Origin of the sequence: Clostridium sulfidigenes (genome assembly GCF_000732635.1) — a bacterium.
Lineage (GTDB): Bacteria > Bacillota > Clostridia > Clostridiales > Clostridiaceae > Clostridium_J > Clostridium_J sulfidigenes.
The window spans coordinates 12665-29530 of record NZ_JPMD01000046.1 but is presented as its reverse complement, the minus strand read 5'-3'; the positions used below and the strand labels follow the sequence as shown (position 1 = coordinate 29530).

Genomic DNA, 16866 nt, shown 5'->3' with positions numbered 1-16866 from the left:
ATAGGTATATATAGGGGAAAAAATGGACACATGGACACAGGAGGAAATAGCCTAGGAGAAAGGATTTTTGTTATGGATAATTATGCTAAAATTCAAGAATTGGTGACAAAGGCAAAAGCAGGGGAGGATACTGCCCTTGAAGAACTTTTAAAAACTTTCAAGGCTTTAATATCTAGCCAAGCTGTGGCTATAAGTGTAAAAGGTTATGACCTAGATGACCTAATTCAAGTGGGTATTATTGCCCTATGCAAAGCAGTCCATGGCTATGATATAACCAAAGGTCACTTCCCCTGTCATGCAGCTATAGCTATAAAAAACAACCTTGAAGGTCTAATTTACATGGGCAGAAACACCAATGGAAAGAATTCTGTTAGTAAGCTTCAGAGAAGCTAAAATCTCTATTTATAAGGTTTTACTGAATGTATATAGAAATTTAAATTTAAGTTAATACCATTGGTCGTACAATATGGTAAAATTGTAAATTATAATAGAATATTGCAGCGTGCTAAATAAGCACCTTGCATTACCATGGAATATCTAGGAGGTTCAGTATGAAATTAAAGTTAAATATTTACTCATTCATTCTATCATTGGTATGTGTAATATTATTCTTTTTATCAATAGAATCAAATAAGGTAATTAACTTTACAATGGATCTATTGCAAGTGCATCCATTAGTTATAGTTATGATACTTTCTATAGTCACACTATTACTAGGGCTACTTGGATTTTCGGCAGCCATCAGCTGGTTTCAATTATTTAGAGGAGTCTTTACAGTAGCCATAACCATTATAATGACAGGATTTATAATTTTTATCTTAACTGTTGGTAGGGTAGTTTCATTTACTTAAAGTAAAAGGGGGAGTTTTAATGTTTAGATCTGGATTAAGGTTGTTATTTGGTACATTTACACAACTAATTGTTGTAATTATTTCCTATGAATTTTTCTTAAAATATGCTGCAAGTCAAGGAGGTATAGGGGCGGTAAACTCAATAGATGCTGTCCATCCTTTAATATGGGTAATTATAGCTTGTGAATTAATAATATCATTATATCTTTTAATTTTAGGGGTAAAAGATAAGGGCAAGATGAATGGTAGGTTGTAGGTTTAATAAATATTTCTTTAGGTCTTCAAGAGATTCCATATCAAAGATTTCTGTACCTATATGCTCTATTACATCTCCAGATAAATTCCTATTGAGCATACCTTTCCGTTTATTGATGAAGGTGTTCGTTATGTAGATTGTATTACTGATTTATCATATTTACCTAATGATGAACTGGCAAAATTATTATTCCGAGTAGACAGTAGAGCAATAAACACCTTTTTCAATCAAATTAGAAGAAGGTTATCAATACTTGAAAGACCTCTTGTTACAAGTCGTGGAGAAGGTAAAAGTTATATATAAATGTAAGGAGAAAAAATATGACTATTGTTTGCATATCAGCCTCAAATATCAAACATGCTGGACAAAATAGCACTTCTTTAAAAACTTGCAATCTTATTAAAGAGATGGTAAACACAAAGACTGCTAAAGATAAGAATATAGATGTTGAAATCATTTCTCTTGTTGATTATGAACTTAAACCATGCATTGGTTGTGGAACGTGCTTTAAGCAAGAATGTTGCATTTATGATAGTGCCTTTAATCAGATATATGACACACTAACTAAAGCGAATGCATTATTTATTGTTTCTGCACATTATGCACCAATACCATCAAAGTTATCTATGTTACTTGAGAAAATAGAGCAGTTAGCATTTTTAAAGAGATTTAATGATGAAGATTACCGTTCACCTTTATTCAGAAAACCTGTTGGCATTATAGGACATGGTGGTGGCACTGAAGAAATAATAAAATACTATAAAGAACCTGTTTTAGACTCAATTTGGAATGCTTTATCGTATCCCGTTGAGATGAGTATCATTAAACTAAACAATGAACATAAAAATGGAGTAATAATTCCAGTTAAGAGTGTTAAGAAGGTTGAGGGTTCAATCTTTCCAATCCAAGAATATGACTGGACTGACATAGAGCATAGATTAACTCCTTTAGTAAATAATGTTCTTGAAAAAATCTCTAATGATTAAATAAAAATAGCATGGAAAAACCATGCTATTTTCTTTGCGATTTAATAAGATATTTCTGTATCTTTTTTGAATTTTGCACCTCTAAAGTAAACCCGTTGTTAATTTTATGACCTTTTCTTTAATGAGATGCTTTTTGTACATAAACATACACTTTATAGAAATTATGTTACAATAAGTTTATAGTTATCATAATTCAAATGAATAATTGTAGGAAACCCGTATCAACGTGCTAAACAATAGGAAGGAGAAGTTTTAATGAATAACAAGATTTTGTATCAAAAGATATATACCGATGACTATAAAGAATTAACTAAAATCATGACTTCTGCATTTAATGAAGATACATCAATGCACACGGATATAAAAGAGGATGGACCTAAAGGATATAATGATGGCAGTTTGATTAAATGGCTCAATGAGAACGCAGATTTTGAAAGTTATAAAGTTATTTATGACGGTAATATAGTTGGTGCTTACACTGTTGGAATCAAGCCCAACAATGAATATAATTTGGAAATGCTCTTTATTGATCCGAATTACAGAGAACAACATCTTGGAACTATAGTTTGGAATGATATAGAACAAAAATATGTAGATGCTAAAATTTGGACAGTTGAAACGCCGGATTACTCAATAAGAAACCATAAGTTTTATAGGAAAAATAGCATAAAAATCTAGTTATCCGCATAAAAACTGGACTTATCACACTTTATCAAGGTCAAAACCACTCAATTTACTACTAATTTACTACTTATGAATGAGCTTTGATACGACGATTTATCCTTGAAAAGTGAAGATATAAAGATACTTCCAATAAAATTTGAATATTTAATAGGTAGACACTTCAAAAAATGAGGTGTCTATTTTTTTACCCGATTTTGAAAGGAAGTGAACTTATGAAAACAAAAAATCAAGAATCAAAAGGTCGTTCCCCACTCTTTAAGACCATCAAACATTCATTCAGCCAATAAAAAAGAAAGGATAGGTAAAAATATGGAACTTAAATTTGTGATTCCCAACATGGAAAAAACATTCGGCAATTTAGAATTTGCTGGCGAGGATAAAGTCGTTCAGCGAAGAATCAACGGACGGCTAACTGTCTTATCAAGAAGCTATAATCTCTATTCTGATGTTCAAAGAGCAGATGATATTGTGGTGGTGCTTCCTGCTGAAGCTGGCGAAAAACATTTCGGCTTTGAGGAACGTGTGAAGTTAGTCAATCCACGTATTACCGCAGAGGGCTACAAAATCGGCACTCGTGGTTTTACAAATTACCTTTTACATGCTGACGACATGATAAAAGAATAAAGAAAGAGAGGAAAAATGATGAGATTAGCAAATGGCATTGTATTAGATAAAGACACGACTTTTGGAGAATTGAAATTCTCTGCTCTACGTCGTGAAGTGAGAATCCAAAATGAAGACGGGTCGGTTTCAGATGAAATCAAGGAACGTACCTATGACTTAAAATCCAAAGGACAAGGACGCATGATTCAAGTAAGTATTCCTGCCAGCGTGCCTTTGAAAGAGTTTGATTATAACGCACGGGTGGAACTTATCAATCCCATTGCGGACACCGTTGCTACTGCCACCTATCAAGGAGCAGATGTTGACTGGTATATCAAGGCAGACGATATTGTGCTGACAAAGGATTCTAGTTCATTCAAAGCTCAACCACAAGCAAAGAAAGAACCGACACAAGACAAATAGTCGCTAGGTAGAAAGGAGACTTTTTCGCATGAAACAGCGTGGTAAAAGGATTCGCCCATCTGGTAAAGATTTAGTCTTTCATTTTACGATAGCGTCACTCCTGCCTGTTTTCCTGCTGGTTGTCGGACTGTTTCATGTGAAGACAATCCAGCAGATCAACTGGCAGGATTTTAACCTATCACAAGCAGATAAGATTGACATTCCCTATTTAATTATCAGTTTCAGTGTCGCAATTCTTATCTGCTTGCTGGTAGCGTTTGTATTCAAACGGGTTCGCTATGATACGGTTAAACAACTTTACCACCGTCAAAAACTGGCAAAGATGATACTTGAAAACAAGTGGTATGAATCTGAACAGGTCAAAACAGAGGGTTTCTTTAAAGATAGTGCTGGTCGTACAAAGGAAAAGATAACCTACTTCCCTAAAATGTATTATCGACTTAAAAATGGCTTGATACAGATACGGGTGGAAATCACGCTGGGAAAATATCAAGACCAACTCTTACACTTGGAAAAGAAATTAGAGAGTGGCTTGTACTGTGAGCTGACGGATAAAGAGTTAAAGGATTCCTATGTGGAATATACTTTGCTCTATGACACCATAGCCAGTCGTATTTCTATTGATGAAGTAGAAGCTAAAGATGGTAAACTTCGCTTAATGAAAAACGTATGGTGGGAATATGATAAGCTCCCTCATATGTTGATTGCTGGTGGTACAGGTGGCGGTAAAACTTACTTTATACTGACACTGATTGAAGCCTTGCTTCATACAGATTCAAAACTGTATATTCTTGACCCGAAAAATGCTGATCTTGCGGACTTAGGTTCTGTGATGGCAAATGTCTACTATAGAAAAGAAGACTTGCTTTCTTGCATTGAAACATTCTATGAAGAAATGATGAAACGTAGTGAGGAAATGAAGCAGATGAAGAACTATAAGACTGGCAAAAATTATGCTTACTTAGGTCTCCCGGCACACTTCTTAATCTTTGATGAATACGTCGCTTTCATGGAAATGCTGGGAACAAAAGAAAACACCGCAGTTATGAATAAGCTGAAACAGATTGTCATGTTAGGTCGTCAAGCTGGCTTCTTTCTAATACTGGCTTGTCAACGTCCAGACGCAAAATATTTAGGCGACGGAATCCGTGATCAGTTTAATTTCAGAGTGGCTTTAGGTCGTATGTCTGAAATGGGCTATGGCATGATGTTTGGCAGTGACGTACAAAAGGATTTCTTCTTAAAGCGAATCAAAGGTCGTGGCTATGTTGATGTAGGAACAAGTGTCATATCAGAGTTTTATACTCCCCTTGTACCAAAAGGATATGATTTCTTGGAGGAAATTAAAAAGTTATCCAACAGCAGACAGTCCACGCAGGCGACGTGCGAAGCGGAAGTCGCAGGTGTGGACTGATCTTGCTGGCTGGTGTGGCAATAGCCACGCCAGCACTTAACCCCCCGTATCTAACAGGGGGGTACAAATCGACAGGAAACAGTCAAAAAAACATTAGAAAATCCTTTGGTTACAAGGGATTTACAAAATTTCAGCGTATGTCAAATGGGCTTTAAAAGTTGACATACGCCTTTTTGATTGGAGGGATTTTTACTGAATGAACAAACTTGGTTACAGCATTTAAAAGAAAAACGCTTGGCTTATGGACTATCTCAAAACCGTTTAGCTGTTGCGACTGGTATTACAAGGCAGTATCTAAGCGATATTGAAACAGGAAAAGTCAAGCCATCAGAGGATTTACAGCAGTCCCTTTGGGAAGCTCTGGAACGCTTCAATCCCGACGCTCCCCTTGAAATGCTGTTTGATTATGTAAGAATTCGCTTTCCGACAACAGACGTACAGCAGGTGGTCGAAAACATCTTACAACTGAAACTGTCCTATTTTCTTCATGAGGACTATGGTTTCTATTCTTATTCAGAGCATTATGCTTTAGGCGACATATTCGTCCTTTGCTCCCATGAACTGGACAAAGGAGTTCTGGTGGAATTGAAAGGTCGTGGGTGCAGACAATTTGAAAGCTATCTTCTGGCACAACAAAGAAGCTGGTATGAGTTCTTTATGGACGTTTTGGTGGCTGGCGGTGTGATGAAACGCCTTGACCTTGCCATTAACGATAAGACAGGGATTTTAAATATCCCTGTACTCACTGAAAAGTGCCAACAGGAAGAATGTATCTCCGTCTTCCGCAGTTTTAAAAGCTATCGCAGTGGCGAACTGGTACGCAAAGAGGAAAAGGAATGTATGGGAAACACCCTCTATATCGGTTCATTACAAAGTGAAGTTTATTTCTGTATCTATGAAAAGGACTACGAGCAGTACAAGAAAAATGATATTCCCATTGAAGACGCAGAAGTAAAAAACCGTTTTGAGATTCGATTGAAAAATGAGCGTGCCTATTATGCAGTCCGTGATTTACTCGTCTATGACAATCCAGAGCATACCGCCTTTAAAATTATCAATCGGTATATCCGTTTTGTAGATAAAGACGATTCCAAACCTCGTTCTGATTGGAAACTGAATGAAGAATGGGCTTGGTTTATTGGGAACAATCGTGAACGATTAAAACTAACCACAAAACCAGAGCCTTACTCCTTCCAAAGGACGCTGAACTGGCTATCTCATCAAGTTGCCCCGACCTTAAAGGTTGCGATTAAACTTGATGAAATCAACCAGACGCAGGTTGTAAAAGACATTCTCGACCATGCGAAACTGACAGACCGACACAAGCAGATTTTGAAGCAACAGTCAGTAAAAGAACAGGACGTGATAACAACAAAAAAATAACTCAAATACAAATTCATTGAATATAGAGAGGAGAACATTTTTATGAATTTTGGACAAAACCTTTATAACTGGTTTCTATCAAACGCTCAATCACTGGTGCTTTTAGCAATCGTTGTGATTGGCTTGTATCTTGGCTTCAAGCGTGAGTTTAGCAAACTGATTGGCTTTTTAATTATTGCGATTATTGCGGTTGGCTTAGTCTTCAACGCTGCTGGAGTAAAAGACATTTTACTAGAGCTATTCAATCGCATTATTGGTGCTTAAATAAAACCGTTCTTTTGTGGAATATAAGTGGTTTTCTTATGTTCCGCAAAGGAATGGTACACCAAACGAAGTGCGGTAGGGATTTTTGAATCTCTACAAAGAAAGGACGTGAATATATGGACGATATGCAAGTCTATATTGCGAATTTAGGCAAATACAATGAGGGCGAATTGGTCGGTGCGTGGTTTACCTTTCCCATTGACTTTGAGGAAGTCAAAGAGAAAATCGGCTTGAATGATGAATATGAGGAATACGCCATTCATGACTACGAGTTACCCTTTACGGTTGACGAATACACTTCCATTGGCGAACTCAATCGACTATGGGAAATGGTATCGGAATTACCCGAAGAATTACAATCGGAGCTATCTGCTCTGCTCACTCATTTTTCAAGCATTGAAGAACTAAGCGAACATCAAGAGGATATTATCATTCATTCCGATTGTGATGATATGTATGACGTGGCACGCTACTACATTGAAGAAACGGGTGCTTTAGGCGAAGTACCAGCTAGTCTTCAAAACTATATTGATTATCAAGCCTATGGTCGGGATTTAGACCTTTCAGGAACGTTTATCTCAACCAATCATGGGATTTTTGAAATCGTCTATTAAATCTGTCGGTACATTACTACTGGCAGATTTTCTATTTTACGGGGTGGCTCAATCAGCTACCCCTATTTTTATGAAAGGATTGATTACATGAAGAAAATACGAAGCTATACCAGTATCTGGTCTGTGGAAAAGGTACTGTATTCTATCAATGATTTTAGACTTCCGTTTCCCATAACCTTTACGCAAATGACATGGTTTGTCGTGTCACTCTTTGCAGTGATGATACTTGGCAACTTGCCCCCTCTTTCCATGATAGAGGGAGCATTTCTCAAATACTTTGGGATTCCTGTGGCTTTCACATGGTTTATGTCTACAAAAACTTTTGATGGTAAAAAGCCTTATGGATTTTTGAAGTCTGTCATTGCTTATGCACTGCGACCAAAGCTGACCTATGCAGGAAAAAAAGTAACGCTTGGCAGAAACCAGCCACAAGAAGCCATTACAGCAGTTAGGAGTGAATTTTATGGCATATCCAATTAAATACATTGAAAACAATCTCGTCTGGAATAAAGACGGGGAATGTTATGCTTACTATGAGCTTGTTCCTTACAATTACTCATTTCTAAGTCCAGAACAGAAAATACAAGTGCATGATTCTTTCAGACAGCTTATCGCACAAAATCGTGATGGCAAAATTCATGCTTTACAAATCAGTACAGAATCCAGCATACGTTCTGCACAAGAGCGTTCCAAAAATGAAGTCACTGGCAAGCTCAAAGCGGTTGCCTATGACAAAATCGACCAACAGACAGACGCTTTAATATCCATGATTGGCGAAAATCAAGTGAACTACCGTTTCTTTATCGGCTTTAAGTTGCTTCTCAACGATCAGGAGTTTTCTATGAAAAGTCTTACCGTTGAAGCAAAAAATGCTTTGTCTGATTTTGTCTATGATGTGAACCATAAGCTGATGGGCGATTTTGTTAGTATGAGTAATGATGAAATCCTGCGTTTTCAGAAGATGGAAAAGCTCTTAGAAAATAAAATCTCTCGTCGTTTCAAAATCCGCAGGTTAGATAAGGACGACTTCGGCTATCTGATTGAACACCTTTACGGACAGACAGGCACTGCCTATGAAGAGTATGAGTACCATCTATCAAAGAAAAAGCTGGATAATGAAACGCTGATTAAATACTATGACTTGATTAAGCCTACTCGCTGTTTGGTGGAAGAAAAACAGCGATATTTGAAAATCCAGCAGGAAGATGAAACCGTCTATGTAGCTTACTTTACCATTAACAGCATTGTCGGAGAACTGGACTTCCCGTCCTCTGAAATCTTCTACTACCAGCAACAGCAATTTACATTCCCGATTGATACGTCAATGAATGTGGAAATTGTAGCGAATCGTAAAGCCCTATCTACTGTCCGCAATAAAAAGAAAGAACTGAAAGACTTGGATAACCACGCTTGGCAAAGTGATAATGAAACCAGCTCCAATGTGGCGGAAGCTCTGGAAAGTGTGAATGAGCTGGAAACCAATTTAGACCAAAGCAAGGAATCTATGTACAAGCTGTCTTATGTGGTAAGGGTATCAGCAAATGATCTTGACGAACTCAAACGTCGTTGTAATGAAGTGAAAGATTTTTATGACGATTTAAGCGTAAAACTGGTACGACCATTTGGGGATATGCTCGGCTTACATGAAGAATTTTTACCTGCCAGCAAGCGTTATATGAATGATTATATTCAATACGTGACCTCTGATTTCCTCGCTGGTTTAGGTTTTGGTGCTACTCAAATGCTGGGGGAAAATGAGGGGATTTATGTTGGCTACAGCTTAGATACTGGACGCAATGTCTATCTGAAACCTGCTCTTGCCAGTCAAGGGGTTAAGGGTTCAGTAACCAATGCGTTAGCGTCGGCTTTTGTTGGTTCGCTGGGTGGTGGTAAATCCTTTGCGAATAACCTTATCGTCTATTATGCGGTGCTTTATGGGGCACAAGCAGTGATTGTAGACCCAAAAGCAGAACGTGGCAGATGGAAAGAAACCTTGCCAGAGATTTCCCATGAAATCAATATCGTCACTCTGACTTCTGATGAGAAAAACAAAGGCTTACTTGACCCTTATGTGATTATGAAAAATCCCAAAGATTCTGAATCACTGGCTATTGATATTCTGACATTCCTTACGGGGATTTCCTCTCGTGATGGGGAACGCTTCCCAATCCTTAGAAAAGCCATTCGTGCAGTAACCAATAGTGAAGTACGAGGGTTGATGAAAGTGATTGAGGAATTACGGGTTGAGAATACGCCACTAAGTACCAGTATAGCCGACCATATCGAAAGTTTTACAGACTATGACTTTGCACATTTATTATTCAGTAATGGTTATGTGGAGCAGTCTATCAGCTTAGAAAAACAACTGAACATTATACAGGTTGCGGACTTGGTACTTCCCGACAAGGAAACTTCCTTTGAGGAATATACCACTATGGAGCTTTTATCCGTTGCTATGCTGATTGTCATTAGTACCTTTGCTTTAGACTTTATCCATACAGACCGAAGCATTTTCAAGATTGTAGATTTAGACGAAGCATGGAGCTTTTTACAGGTAGCACAAGGAAAAACACTATCTATGAAGCTGGTTCGGGCTGGTCGTGCTATGAACGCTGGGGTATATTTCGTGACCCAAAATACAGACGACCTCTTAGATGAAAAACTGAAAAATAACCTCGGCTTAAAATTTGCATTTCGTTCCACTGACCTTAACGAGATTAAAAAGACCTTAGCCTTTTTTGGTGTAGACCCAGAGGACGAAAACAATCAGAAGCGATTGCGTGATTTGGAAAACGGGCAATGCCTTATCAGTGATTTATATGGTCGTGTCGGTGTGATACAGTTCCACCCTGTATTTGAAGAACTGCTCCATGCCTTTGATACCAGACCACCTGTGCGAAAAGAGGTGTAAATGTGAAACCATCAATAGTAAACAGAATAAAATCAAACTGGACGCTGAAACGTCTAGGTAAAGTGGCAATGACAGTGGCTTTCACACTTGTGATTGCCATTTTTCTTTTAGCCATGCTGGGAACGGTGGTTCAAGCTGCGGGCTTGGTAGATGATACGGTCAATGTGGCAAATGAATACAGCCGATACCCACTTGAAAACTATCAACTGGATTTTTATGTGGATAATAGCTGGGGCTGGCTTCCGTGGAACTGGTCGGACGGGATTGGAAAACAGGTCATGTATGGACTATATGCCATTACCAATTTTATTTGGACAATCAGTTTGTATGTTTCCAATGCGACAGGTTACTTAGTACAGGAAGCCTATTCCTTAGACTTCATTTCCGCTACAGCAGATTCCATTGGTAAGAATATGCAGACCTTAGCTGGTGTGAGTGCAAACGGATTTTCAACAGAGGGTTTCTATGTTGGATTCCTCTTACTCTTGATTTTGGTTCTTGGGGTTTATGTTGCCTATACGGGACTGATAAAGAGAGAAACCACAAAGGCAATTCATGCCATTATGAATTTTGTGCTGGTGTTTATCCTATCGGCTTCCTTTATTGCCTACGCTCCCGACTACATTAAAAAAATCAATGACTTTTCATCAGACATCAGTAATGCCAGTTTATCACTTGGCACGAAGATTGTCATGCCCCATTCCGATAGTCAAGGCAAGGACAGCGTGGACTTAATCAGAGATAGCCTGTTTTCCATACAGGTTCAGCAACCGTGGCTACTGCTTCAATACAACAGTTCAGACATTGAAAGTATCGGTATTGACCGTGTGGAAAGCCTGCTCTCCACCAGCCCAGATTCCAACAATGGCGAAGACAGAGAAAAAATTGTTGCGGAAGAAATTGAAGACAGAAGCAATACCAATCTAACCATTACAAAGACCATTAACCGTTTAGGTACAGTCTTCTTCCTATTTGTCTTCAATATTGGGATTTCCATATTTGTATTCCTATTAACAGGAATCATGATTTTCTCGCAGGTACTTTTTATCATCTATGCTATGTTTCTGCCTGTGAGCTTTATTTTAAGCATGATTCCATCATTTGATGGTATGTCAAAACGAGCCATAACAAAGCTCTTTAATACCATTTTGACACGAGCTGGAATCACATTGATTATTACGACAGCATTTAGTATTTCAACCATGCTCTATACCTTATCGGCTGGTTATCCGTTCTTTTTGATTGCTTTTCTACAGATTGTGACCTTTGCAGGAATCTACTTCAAGCTGGGCGATTTAATGAGTATGTTTTCTCTACAGAGTAACGATTCTCAAAGTGTGGGAAGTCGTGTGATGAGAAAACCTCGTATGCTTATGCACGCTCACATGCACCGTCTACAGCGGAAACTTGGACGTTCCATGACTACTCTAGGGGCTGGGTCTGCCATTGTTACAGGTAAAAAAGGACAGTCGGGTTCGGGGAGTTCTGCAAGGACACAAGCAGATCACTCCCGACCAGACGGAAAGGAAAAATCAACACTTGGAAAACGTATCGGTCAAACCATCGGTACAGTAGCTGATACCAAAGACAGAATGGTAGACACTGCTAGTGGTTTGAAAGAACAGGTTAAAGATTTGCCGACCAATGCAAGATATGCAGTATATCAAGGAAAATCCAAAGTAAAAGAGAATGTCCGTGATTTAACCAGTAGTATTTCTCAAACCAAAGCGGACAGAGCCAGTGGACGCAAGGAACAGCAGGAACAAAGGCGAAAAACCATTGCGAAGCGTCGCTCTGAAATGGAACAGGTCAAACAGAAAAAACAGCCTGCTTCTTCTGTTCATGAAAGACCGACTACAAGACAAGAACAATATCATGATGAACAGACCTCAAAACAGTCTAATATTCAGACTTCATATAAGGAATCTCAACAAGCCAAACAAGAGCGTCCAGCAGTTAAGTCCGATTTTTCAAGTCCAAAAGTGGAACGCCAAGGCAATACCGTTCAAGAAAAAACCGTTCAAAAGCCAGCAACTTCAACCACTACAGCAGATAGAACTTCACAACGTCCAATCACAAAAGAACGTCCGTCTACTGTTCAAAGAGTACCACTACAAAATACAAGAAGTAGACCACCAATCAAAACCGCCACCATTAAGAAAGTCGGTAAGAAACCATGAAGTTGAAAACTTTAGTGATTGGTGGTTCTGGATTATTCTTGATGGTCTTCTCACTGCTTCTGTTTGTTGCCATTTTATTTTCAGATGAACAGGACAGCGGAATTTCCAATATTCATTATGGAGGTGTGAATGTTTCCGCAGAAGTGCTGGCTCATAAGCCTATGGTAGAAAAATATGCCAAAGAATATGGCGTTGAAGAATATGTCAACATACTTCTTGCGATTATACAGGTGGAATCGGGCGGTACTGCGGAAGATGTTATGCAGTCCTCGGAATCCCTCGGTCTTCCACCTAATTCATTGAGTACAGAAGAATCCATTAAGCAAGGTGTGAAGTATTTCAGTGAATTATTAGCCAGTAGCGAAAGGCTCAGTGTAGATTTAGAATCGGTTATCCAGTCCTACAATTATGGTGGTGGTTTCTTAGGGTATGTGGCTAATCGTGGAAATAAATATACCTTTGAACTGGCTCAAAGTTTCTCAAAAGAGTATTCAGGTGGCGAAAAAGTGTCTTACCCCAATCCCATAGCCATACCTATCAATGGGGGCTGGCGATACAACTATGGCAATATGTTTTATGTGCAACTGGTAACGCAGTATCTTGTCACAACAGAGTTTGATGATGATACGGTACAAGCCATCATGGACGAAGCACTGAAATATGAGGGCTGGCGATACGTTTACGGTGGAGCTTCCCCGACTACTTCTTTTGATTGTAGCGGACTGACACAATGGACGTATGGAAAAGCTGGAATTAACTTACCACGAACCGCACAACAGCAATATGATGTGACCCAGCATATCCCACTATCGGAAGCACAAGCTGGCGATTTGGTTTTCTTTCATTCTACCTATAACGCTGGCTCTTATATTACTCATGTTGGGATATACCTTGGCAATAACCGTATGTTTCATGCAGGCGACCCAATCGGTTATGCCGACTTAACAAGCCCCTACTGGCAACAGCATTTAGTGGGAGCAGGACGAATCAAACAATGAGAAAGGAAGATTTAATGATGAAATTTAGAAAAAATCAGAATAAAGAAAAACAGATACCAAAGGAAAAGAAACCTCGTGTCTATAAGGTCAATCCTCATAAAAAGGTTGTGATTGCCTTGTGGGTACTTTTAGGGCTTAGTTTCAGCTTTGCGATATTCAAGCACTTTACAGCTATAGATACTCATACTATTCACGAAACAACTATCATAGAAAAGGAATACGTTGATACTCATCATGTAGAAAATTTTGTAGAGAACTTTGCGAAAGTCTACTATTCATGGGAGCAATCCGATAAGTCCATTGATAATCGAATGGAAAGTCTAAAAGGCTATCTGACAGATGAACTTCAAGCTCTCAATGTTGATACAGTACGCAAAGATATTCCTGTATCGTCTTCTGTAAGAGGATTTCAGATATGGACGGTAGAGCCAACTGGCGACAATGAGTTTAATGTAACCTACAGTGTAGACCAGCTCATTACAGAGGGAGAAAATACAAAGACCGTCCACTCTGCTTATATAGTGAGTGTCTATGTAGATGGTTCTGGAAATATGGTACTGGTTAAGAATCCGACCATTACCAACATACCTAAGAAATCAAGTTATAAACCAAAAGCCATTGAAAGTGAGGGGACGGTTGATTCCATTACAACCAATGAAATCAATGAGTTTTTAACGACGTTCTTCAAGCTCTATCCTACAGCGACAGCCAGTGAACTTTCCTACTATGTGAATGACGGGATATTAAAACCAATCGGAAAAGAGTACATCTTTCAAGAACTGGTAAATCCTATTCACAATCGTAAGGATAATCAAGTCACGGTATCGCTGACAGTGGAGTATATCGACCAGCAGACCAAAGCAACGCAGGTATCTCAATTTGATTTGGTACTTGAAAAGAACGGGAGTAATTGGAAGATTATAGAATAACAAATATTGGTACATTATTACAGCTATTTTGTAATCACGTACTCTCTTTGATAAAAAATTGGAGATTCCTTTACAAATATGCTCTTACGTGCTATTATTTAAGTATCTATTTAAAAGGAGTTAATAAATATGCGGCAAGGTATTCTTAAATAAACTGTCAATTTGATAGTGGGAACAAATAATTGGATGTCCTTTTTTAGGAGGGCTTAGTTTTTTGTACCCAGTTTAAGAATACCTTTATCATGTGATTCTAAAGTATCCGGAGAATATCTGTATGCTTTGTATGCCTATGGTTATGCATAAAAATCCCAGTGATAAGAGTATTTATCACTGGGATTTTTATGCCCTTTTGGGCTTTTGAATGGAGGAAAATCACATGAAAATTATTAATATTGGAGTTTTAGCTCATGTTGATGCGGGAAAAACTACCTTAACAGAAAGCTTATTATATAACAGTGGAGCGATTACAGAATTAGGAAGCGTGGACAGAGGTACAACGAAAACGGATAATACGCTTTTAGAACGTCAGAGAGGAATTACAATTCAGACGGCGATAACCTCTTTTCAGTGGAAAAATACTAAGATGAACATCATAGACACGCCAGGACATATGGATTTTTTAGCAGAAGTATATCGTTCATTATCAGTATTAGATGGGGCAATTCTACTGATTTCTGCAAAAGATGGCGTACAAGCACAAACTCGTATATTGTTTCATGCACTTAGGAAAATAGGTATTCCCACAATCTTTTTTATCAATAAGATTGACCAAAATGGAATTGATTTATCAACGGTTTATCAGGATATTAAAGAGAAACTTTCTGCGGAAATTGTAATCAAACAGAAGGTAGAACTGCATCCTAATATGCGTGTAATGAACTTTACCGAATCTGAACAATGGGATATGGTAATAGAAGGAAATGATTACCTTTTGGAGAAATATACGTCTGGGAAATTATTGGAAGCATTAGAACTCGAACAAGAGGAAAGCATAAGATTTCATAATTGTTCCCTGTTCCCTGTTTATCACGGAAGTGCAAAAAACAATATAGGGATTGATAACCTTATAGAAGTGATTACGAATAAATTTTATTCATCAACACATCGAGGTCAGTCTGAACTTTGCGGAAAAGTTTTCAAAATTGAGTATTCGGAAAAAAGACAGCGTCTTGCATATATACGTCTTTATAGTGGCGTACTGCATTTGCGAGATTCGGTTAGAATATCGGAAAAGGAAAAAATAAAAATTACAGAAATGTATACTTCAATAAATGGTGAATTATGTAAAATCGATAAGGCTTATTCCGGGGAAATTGTTATTTTGCAGAATGAGTTTTTGAAGTTAAATAGTGTTCTTGGAGATACAAAGCTATTGCCACAGAGAGAGAGAATTGAAAATCCCCTCCCTCTGCTGCAAACGACTGTTGAACCGAGCAAACCTCAACAAAGGGAAATGTTACTTGATGCACTTTTAGAAATCTCCGACAGTGACCCGCTTCTGCGATATTATGTGGATTCTGCGACACATGAAATCATACTTTCTTTCTTAGGGAAAGTACAAATGGAAGTGACTTGTGCTCTGCTGCAAGAAAAGTATCATGTGGAGATAGAAATAAAAGAGCCTACAGTCATTTATATGGAAAGACCGTTAAAAAAAGCAGAGTATACCATTCACATCGAAGTTCCACCGAATCCTTTCTGGGCTTCCATTGGTCTATCTGTAGCACAGCTTCCATTAGGGAGCGGAGTACAGTATGAGAGCTCGGTTTCTCTTGGATACTTAAATCAATCGTTTCAAAATGCAGTTATGGAGGGGATACGCTATGGCTGTGAACAAGGATTGTATGGTTGGAATGTGACGGACTGTAAAATCTGTTTTAAGTATGGCTTATACTATAGCCCTGTTAGTACCCCAGCAGATTTTCGGATGCTTGCTCCTATTGTATTGGAACAAGTCTTAAAAAAAGCTGGAACAGAATTGTTAGAGCCATATCTTAGTTTTAAAATTTATGCGCCACAGGAATATCTTTCACGAGCATACAACGATGCTCCTAAATATTGTGCGAACATCGTAGACACTCAATTGAAAAATAATGAGGTCATTCTTAGTGGAGAAATCCCTGCTCGGTGTATTCAAGAATATCGTAGTGATTTAACTTTCTTTACAAATGGACGTAGTGTTTGTTTAACAGAGTTAAAAGGGTACCATGTTACTACCGGTGAACCTGTTTGCCAGCCCCGTCGTCCAAATAGTCGGATAGATAAAGTACGATATATGTTCAATAAAATAACTTAGTGTATTTTATGTTGTTATATAAATATGGTTTCTTGTTAAATAAGATGAAATATTTTTTAATAAAGATTTGAATT

The 16866-nt window shown here is 38.1% G+C and carries 17 protein-coding genes and 1 pseudogene; all 18 read left to right on the top strand.

Going from position 1 to position 16866, the window contains the following annotated elements; all coding sequences use genetic code 11:
- Window positions 1-393: sigma-70 family RNA polymerase sigma factor (locus IO99_RS16175; protein WP_035135276.1), on the top strand; the 393-nt coding region annotated here is incomplete at its 5' end.
- Window positions 394-551: 158 nt separating this feature from the next.
- Window positions 552-851 carry a hypothetical protein gene (locus tag IO99_RS16170; RefSeq protein ID WP_035135274.1) on the top strand — a complete coding sequence of 100 codons (300 nt, stop codon included), beginning with the start codon at window positions 552-554 and terminating at the stop codon, window positions 849-851.
- A 19-nt stretch (window positions 852-870) separates the two neighbouring features.
- Window positions 871-1107 (top strand): hypothetical protein, encoded by a 237-nt coding sequence (locus tag IO99_RS16165; protein ID WP_035135272.1) that lies wholly within the window; start codon window positions 871-873, stop codon window positions 1105-1107.
- 320 nt (window positions 1108-1427) lie between these two features.
- The gene (locus tag IO99_RS16160) at window positions 1428-2093 is read left to right on the top strand and encodes a flavodoxin family protein (RefSeq protein WP_035135270.1); all 666 of its coding nucleotides are present in this window, start codon (window positions 1428-1430) and stop codon (window positions 2091-2093) included.
- A gap of 255 nt (window positions 2094-2348) precedes the next feature.
- Window positions 2349-2771 (top strand): GNAT family N-acetyltransferase, encoded by a 423-nt coding sequence (locus IO99_RS16155; protein ID WP_051824256.1) that lies wholly within the window; start codon window positions 2349-2351, stop codon window positions 2769-2771.
- A gap of 315 nt (window positions 2772-3086) precedes the next feature.
- On the top strand, window positions 3087-3401 hold the full coding sequence (locus IO99_RS16150; protein WP_000420682.1) for a YdcP family protein: 315 nt from the start codon (window positions 3087-3089) through the stop codon (window positions 3399-3401).
- 18 nt (window positions 3402-3419) lie between these two features.
- Window positions 3420-3803, top strand: a complete 384-nt coding sequence (locus IO99_RS16145) for a YdcP family protein (protein WP_001234286.1) — start codon at window positions 3420-3422, stop codon at window positions 3801-3803.
- Window positions 3804-3831: 28 nt separating this feature from the next.
- Window positions 3832-5217, top strand: coding sequence for an FtsK/SpoIIIE domain-containing protein (locus IO99_RS16140; RefSeq protein ID WP_000813488.1), 1386 nt, complete (start codon window positions 3832-3834; stop codon window positions 5215-5217).
- Window positions 5218-5409: 192 nt separating this feature from the next.
- On the top strand, window positions 5410-6600 hold the full coding sequence (gene mobT, locus IO99_RS16130) for a MobT family relaxase (protein ID WP_191619837.1): 1191 nt from the start codon (window positions 5410-5412) through the stop codon (window positions 6598-6600).
- A gap of 42 nt (window positions 6601-6642) precedes the next feature.
- Entirely contained in the window at window positions 6643-6864 is a 222-nt protein-coding gene (locus IO99_RS16125; protein ID WP_001009056.1) for a hypothetical protein, read from the top strand.
- Window positions 6865-6980: 116 nt separating this feature from the next.
- Window positions 6981-7478, top strand: a complete 498-nt coding sequence (locus IO99_RS16120; RefSeq protein ID WP_000342539.1) for an antirestriction protein ArdA — start codon at window positions 6981-6983, stop codon at window positions 7476-7478.
- 87 nt (window positions 7479-7565) lie between these two features.
- A complete protein-coding gene (locus IO99_RS16115) occupies window positions 7566-7958 on the top strand; it encodes a conjugal transfer protein (protein WP_000723888.1) in 393 nt (130 codons plus the stop codon).
- On the top strand, window positions 7942-10389 hold the full coding sequence (tcpF, locus tag IO99_RS16110; protein ID WP_000331160.1) for a conjugal transfer ATPase TcpF: 2448 nt from the start codon (window positions 7942-7944) through the stop codon (window positions 10387-10389). Before IO99_RS16115 ends, tcpF begins: the two co-directional genes overlap by 17 nt.
- A 14-nt stretch (window positions 10390-10403) precedes the next feature.
- Window positions 10404-12569 carry a CD3337/EF1877 family mobilome membrane protein gene (locus IO99_RS16105; protein WP_430516984.1) on the top strand — a complete coding sequence of 722 codons (2166 nt, stop codon included), beginning with the start codon at window positions 10404-10406 and terminating at the stop codon, window positions 12567-12569.
- On the top strand, window positions 12566-13567 hold the full coding sequence (locus IO99_RS16100) for a bifunctional lytic transglycosylase/C40 family peptidase (RefSeq protein ID WP_000769868.1): 1002 nt from the start codon (window positions 12566-12568) through the stop codon (window positions 13565-13567). Before IO99_RS16105 ends, IO99_RS16100 begins: the two co-directional genes overlap by 4 nt.
- Window positions 13564-14496, top strand: coding sequence for a conjugal transfer protein (locus IO99_RS16095; RefSeq protein ID WP_001224318.1), 933 nt, complete (start codon window positions 13564-13566; stop codon window positions 14494-14496). Before IO99_RS16100 ends, IO99_RS16095 begins: the two co-directional genes overlap by 4 nt.
- A gap of 313 nt (window positions 14497-14809) precedes the next feature.
- A pseudogene (locus IO99_RS19880) lies at window positions 14810-14857 on the top strand (hypothetical protein); the annotation flags it as partial.
- A gap of 15 nt (window positions 14858-14872) precedes the next feature.
- The gene (tet(M), locus tag IO99_RS16090) at window positions 14873-16792 is read left to right on the top strand and encodes a tetracycline resistance ribosomal protection protein Tet(M) (RefSeq protein ID WP_026389858.1); all 1920 of its coding nucleotides are present in this window, start codon (window positions 14873-14875) and stop codon (window positions 16790-16792) included.
- Window positions 16793-16866 lie beyond the last annotated feature (74 nt).

Bases quoted from the DNA above. Each gene is read 5' to 3' on its own strand.
- IO99_RS16170 (WP_035135274.1), top strand. From the start codon at position 552: ATGAAATTAAAGTTAAATATTTACTCATTCATTCTATCATTGGTATGT.
- IO99_RS16165 (WP_035135272.1), top strand. From the start codon at position 871: ATGTTTAGATCTGGATTAAGGTTGTTATTTGGTACATTTACACAACTA.
- IO99_RS16160 (WP_035135270.1), top strand. From the start codon at position 1,428: ATGACTATTGTTTGCATATCAGCCTCAAATATCAAACATGCTGGACAA.
- IO99_RS16155 (WP_051824256.1), top strand. From the start codon at position 2,349: ATGAATAACAAGATTTTGTATCAAAAGATATATACCGATGACTATAAA.
- IO99_RS16150 (WP_000420682.1), top strand. From the start codon at position 3,087: ATGGAACTTAAATTTGTGATTCCCAACATGGAAAAAACATTCGGCAAT.
- IO99_RS16145 (WP_001234286.1), top strand. From the start codon at position 3,420: ATGAGATTAGCAAATGGCATTGTATTAGATAAAGACACGACTTTTGGA.
- IO99_RS16140 (WP_000813488.1), top strand. From the start codon at position 3,832: ATGAAACAGCGTGGTAAAAGGATTCGCCCATCTGGTAAAGATTTAGTC.
- IO99_RS16125 (WP_001009056.1), top strand. From the start codon at position 6,643: ATGAATTTTGGACAAAACCTTTATAACTGGTTTCTATCAAACGCTCAA.
- IO99_RS16120 (WP_000342539.1), top strand. From the start codon at position 6,981: ATGGACGATATGCAAGTCTATATTGCGAATTTAGGCAAATACAATGAG.
- IO99_RS16115 (WP_000723888.1), top strand. From the start codon at position 7,566: ATGAAGAAAATACGAAGCTATACCAGTATCTGGTCTGTGGAAAAGGTA.
- tcpF (WP_000331160.1), top strand. From the start codon at position 7,942: ATGGCATATCCAATTAAATACATTGAAAACAATCTCGTCTGGAATAAA.
- IO99_RS16100 (WP_000769868.1), top strand. From the start codon at position 12,566: ATGAAGTTGAAAACTTTAGTGATTGGTGGTTCTGGATTATTCTTGATG.
- IO99_RS16095 (WP_001224318.1), top strand. From the start codon at position 13,564: ATGAGAAAGGAAGATTTAATGATGAAATTTAGAAAAAATCAGAATAAA.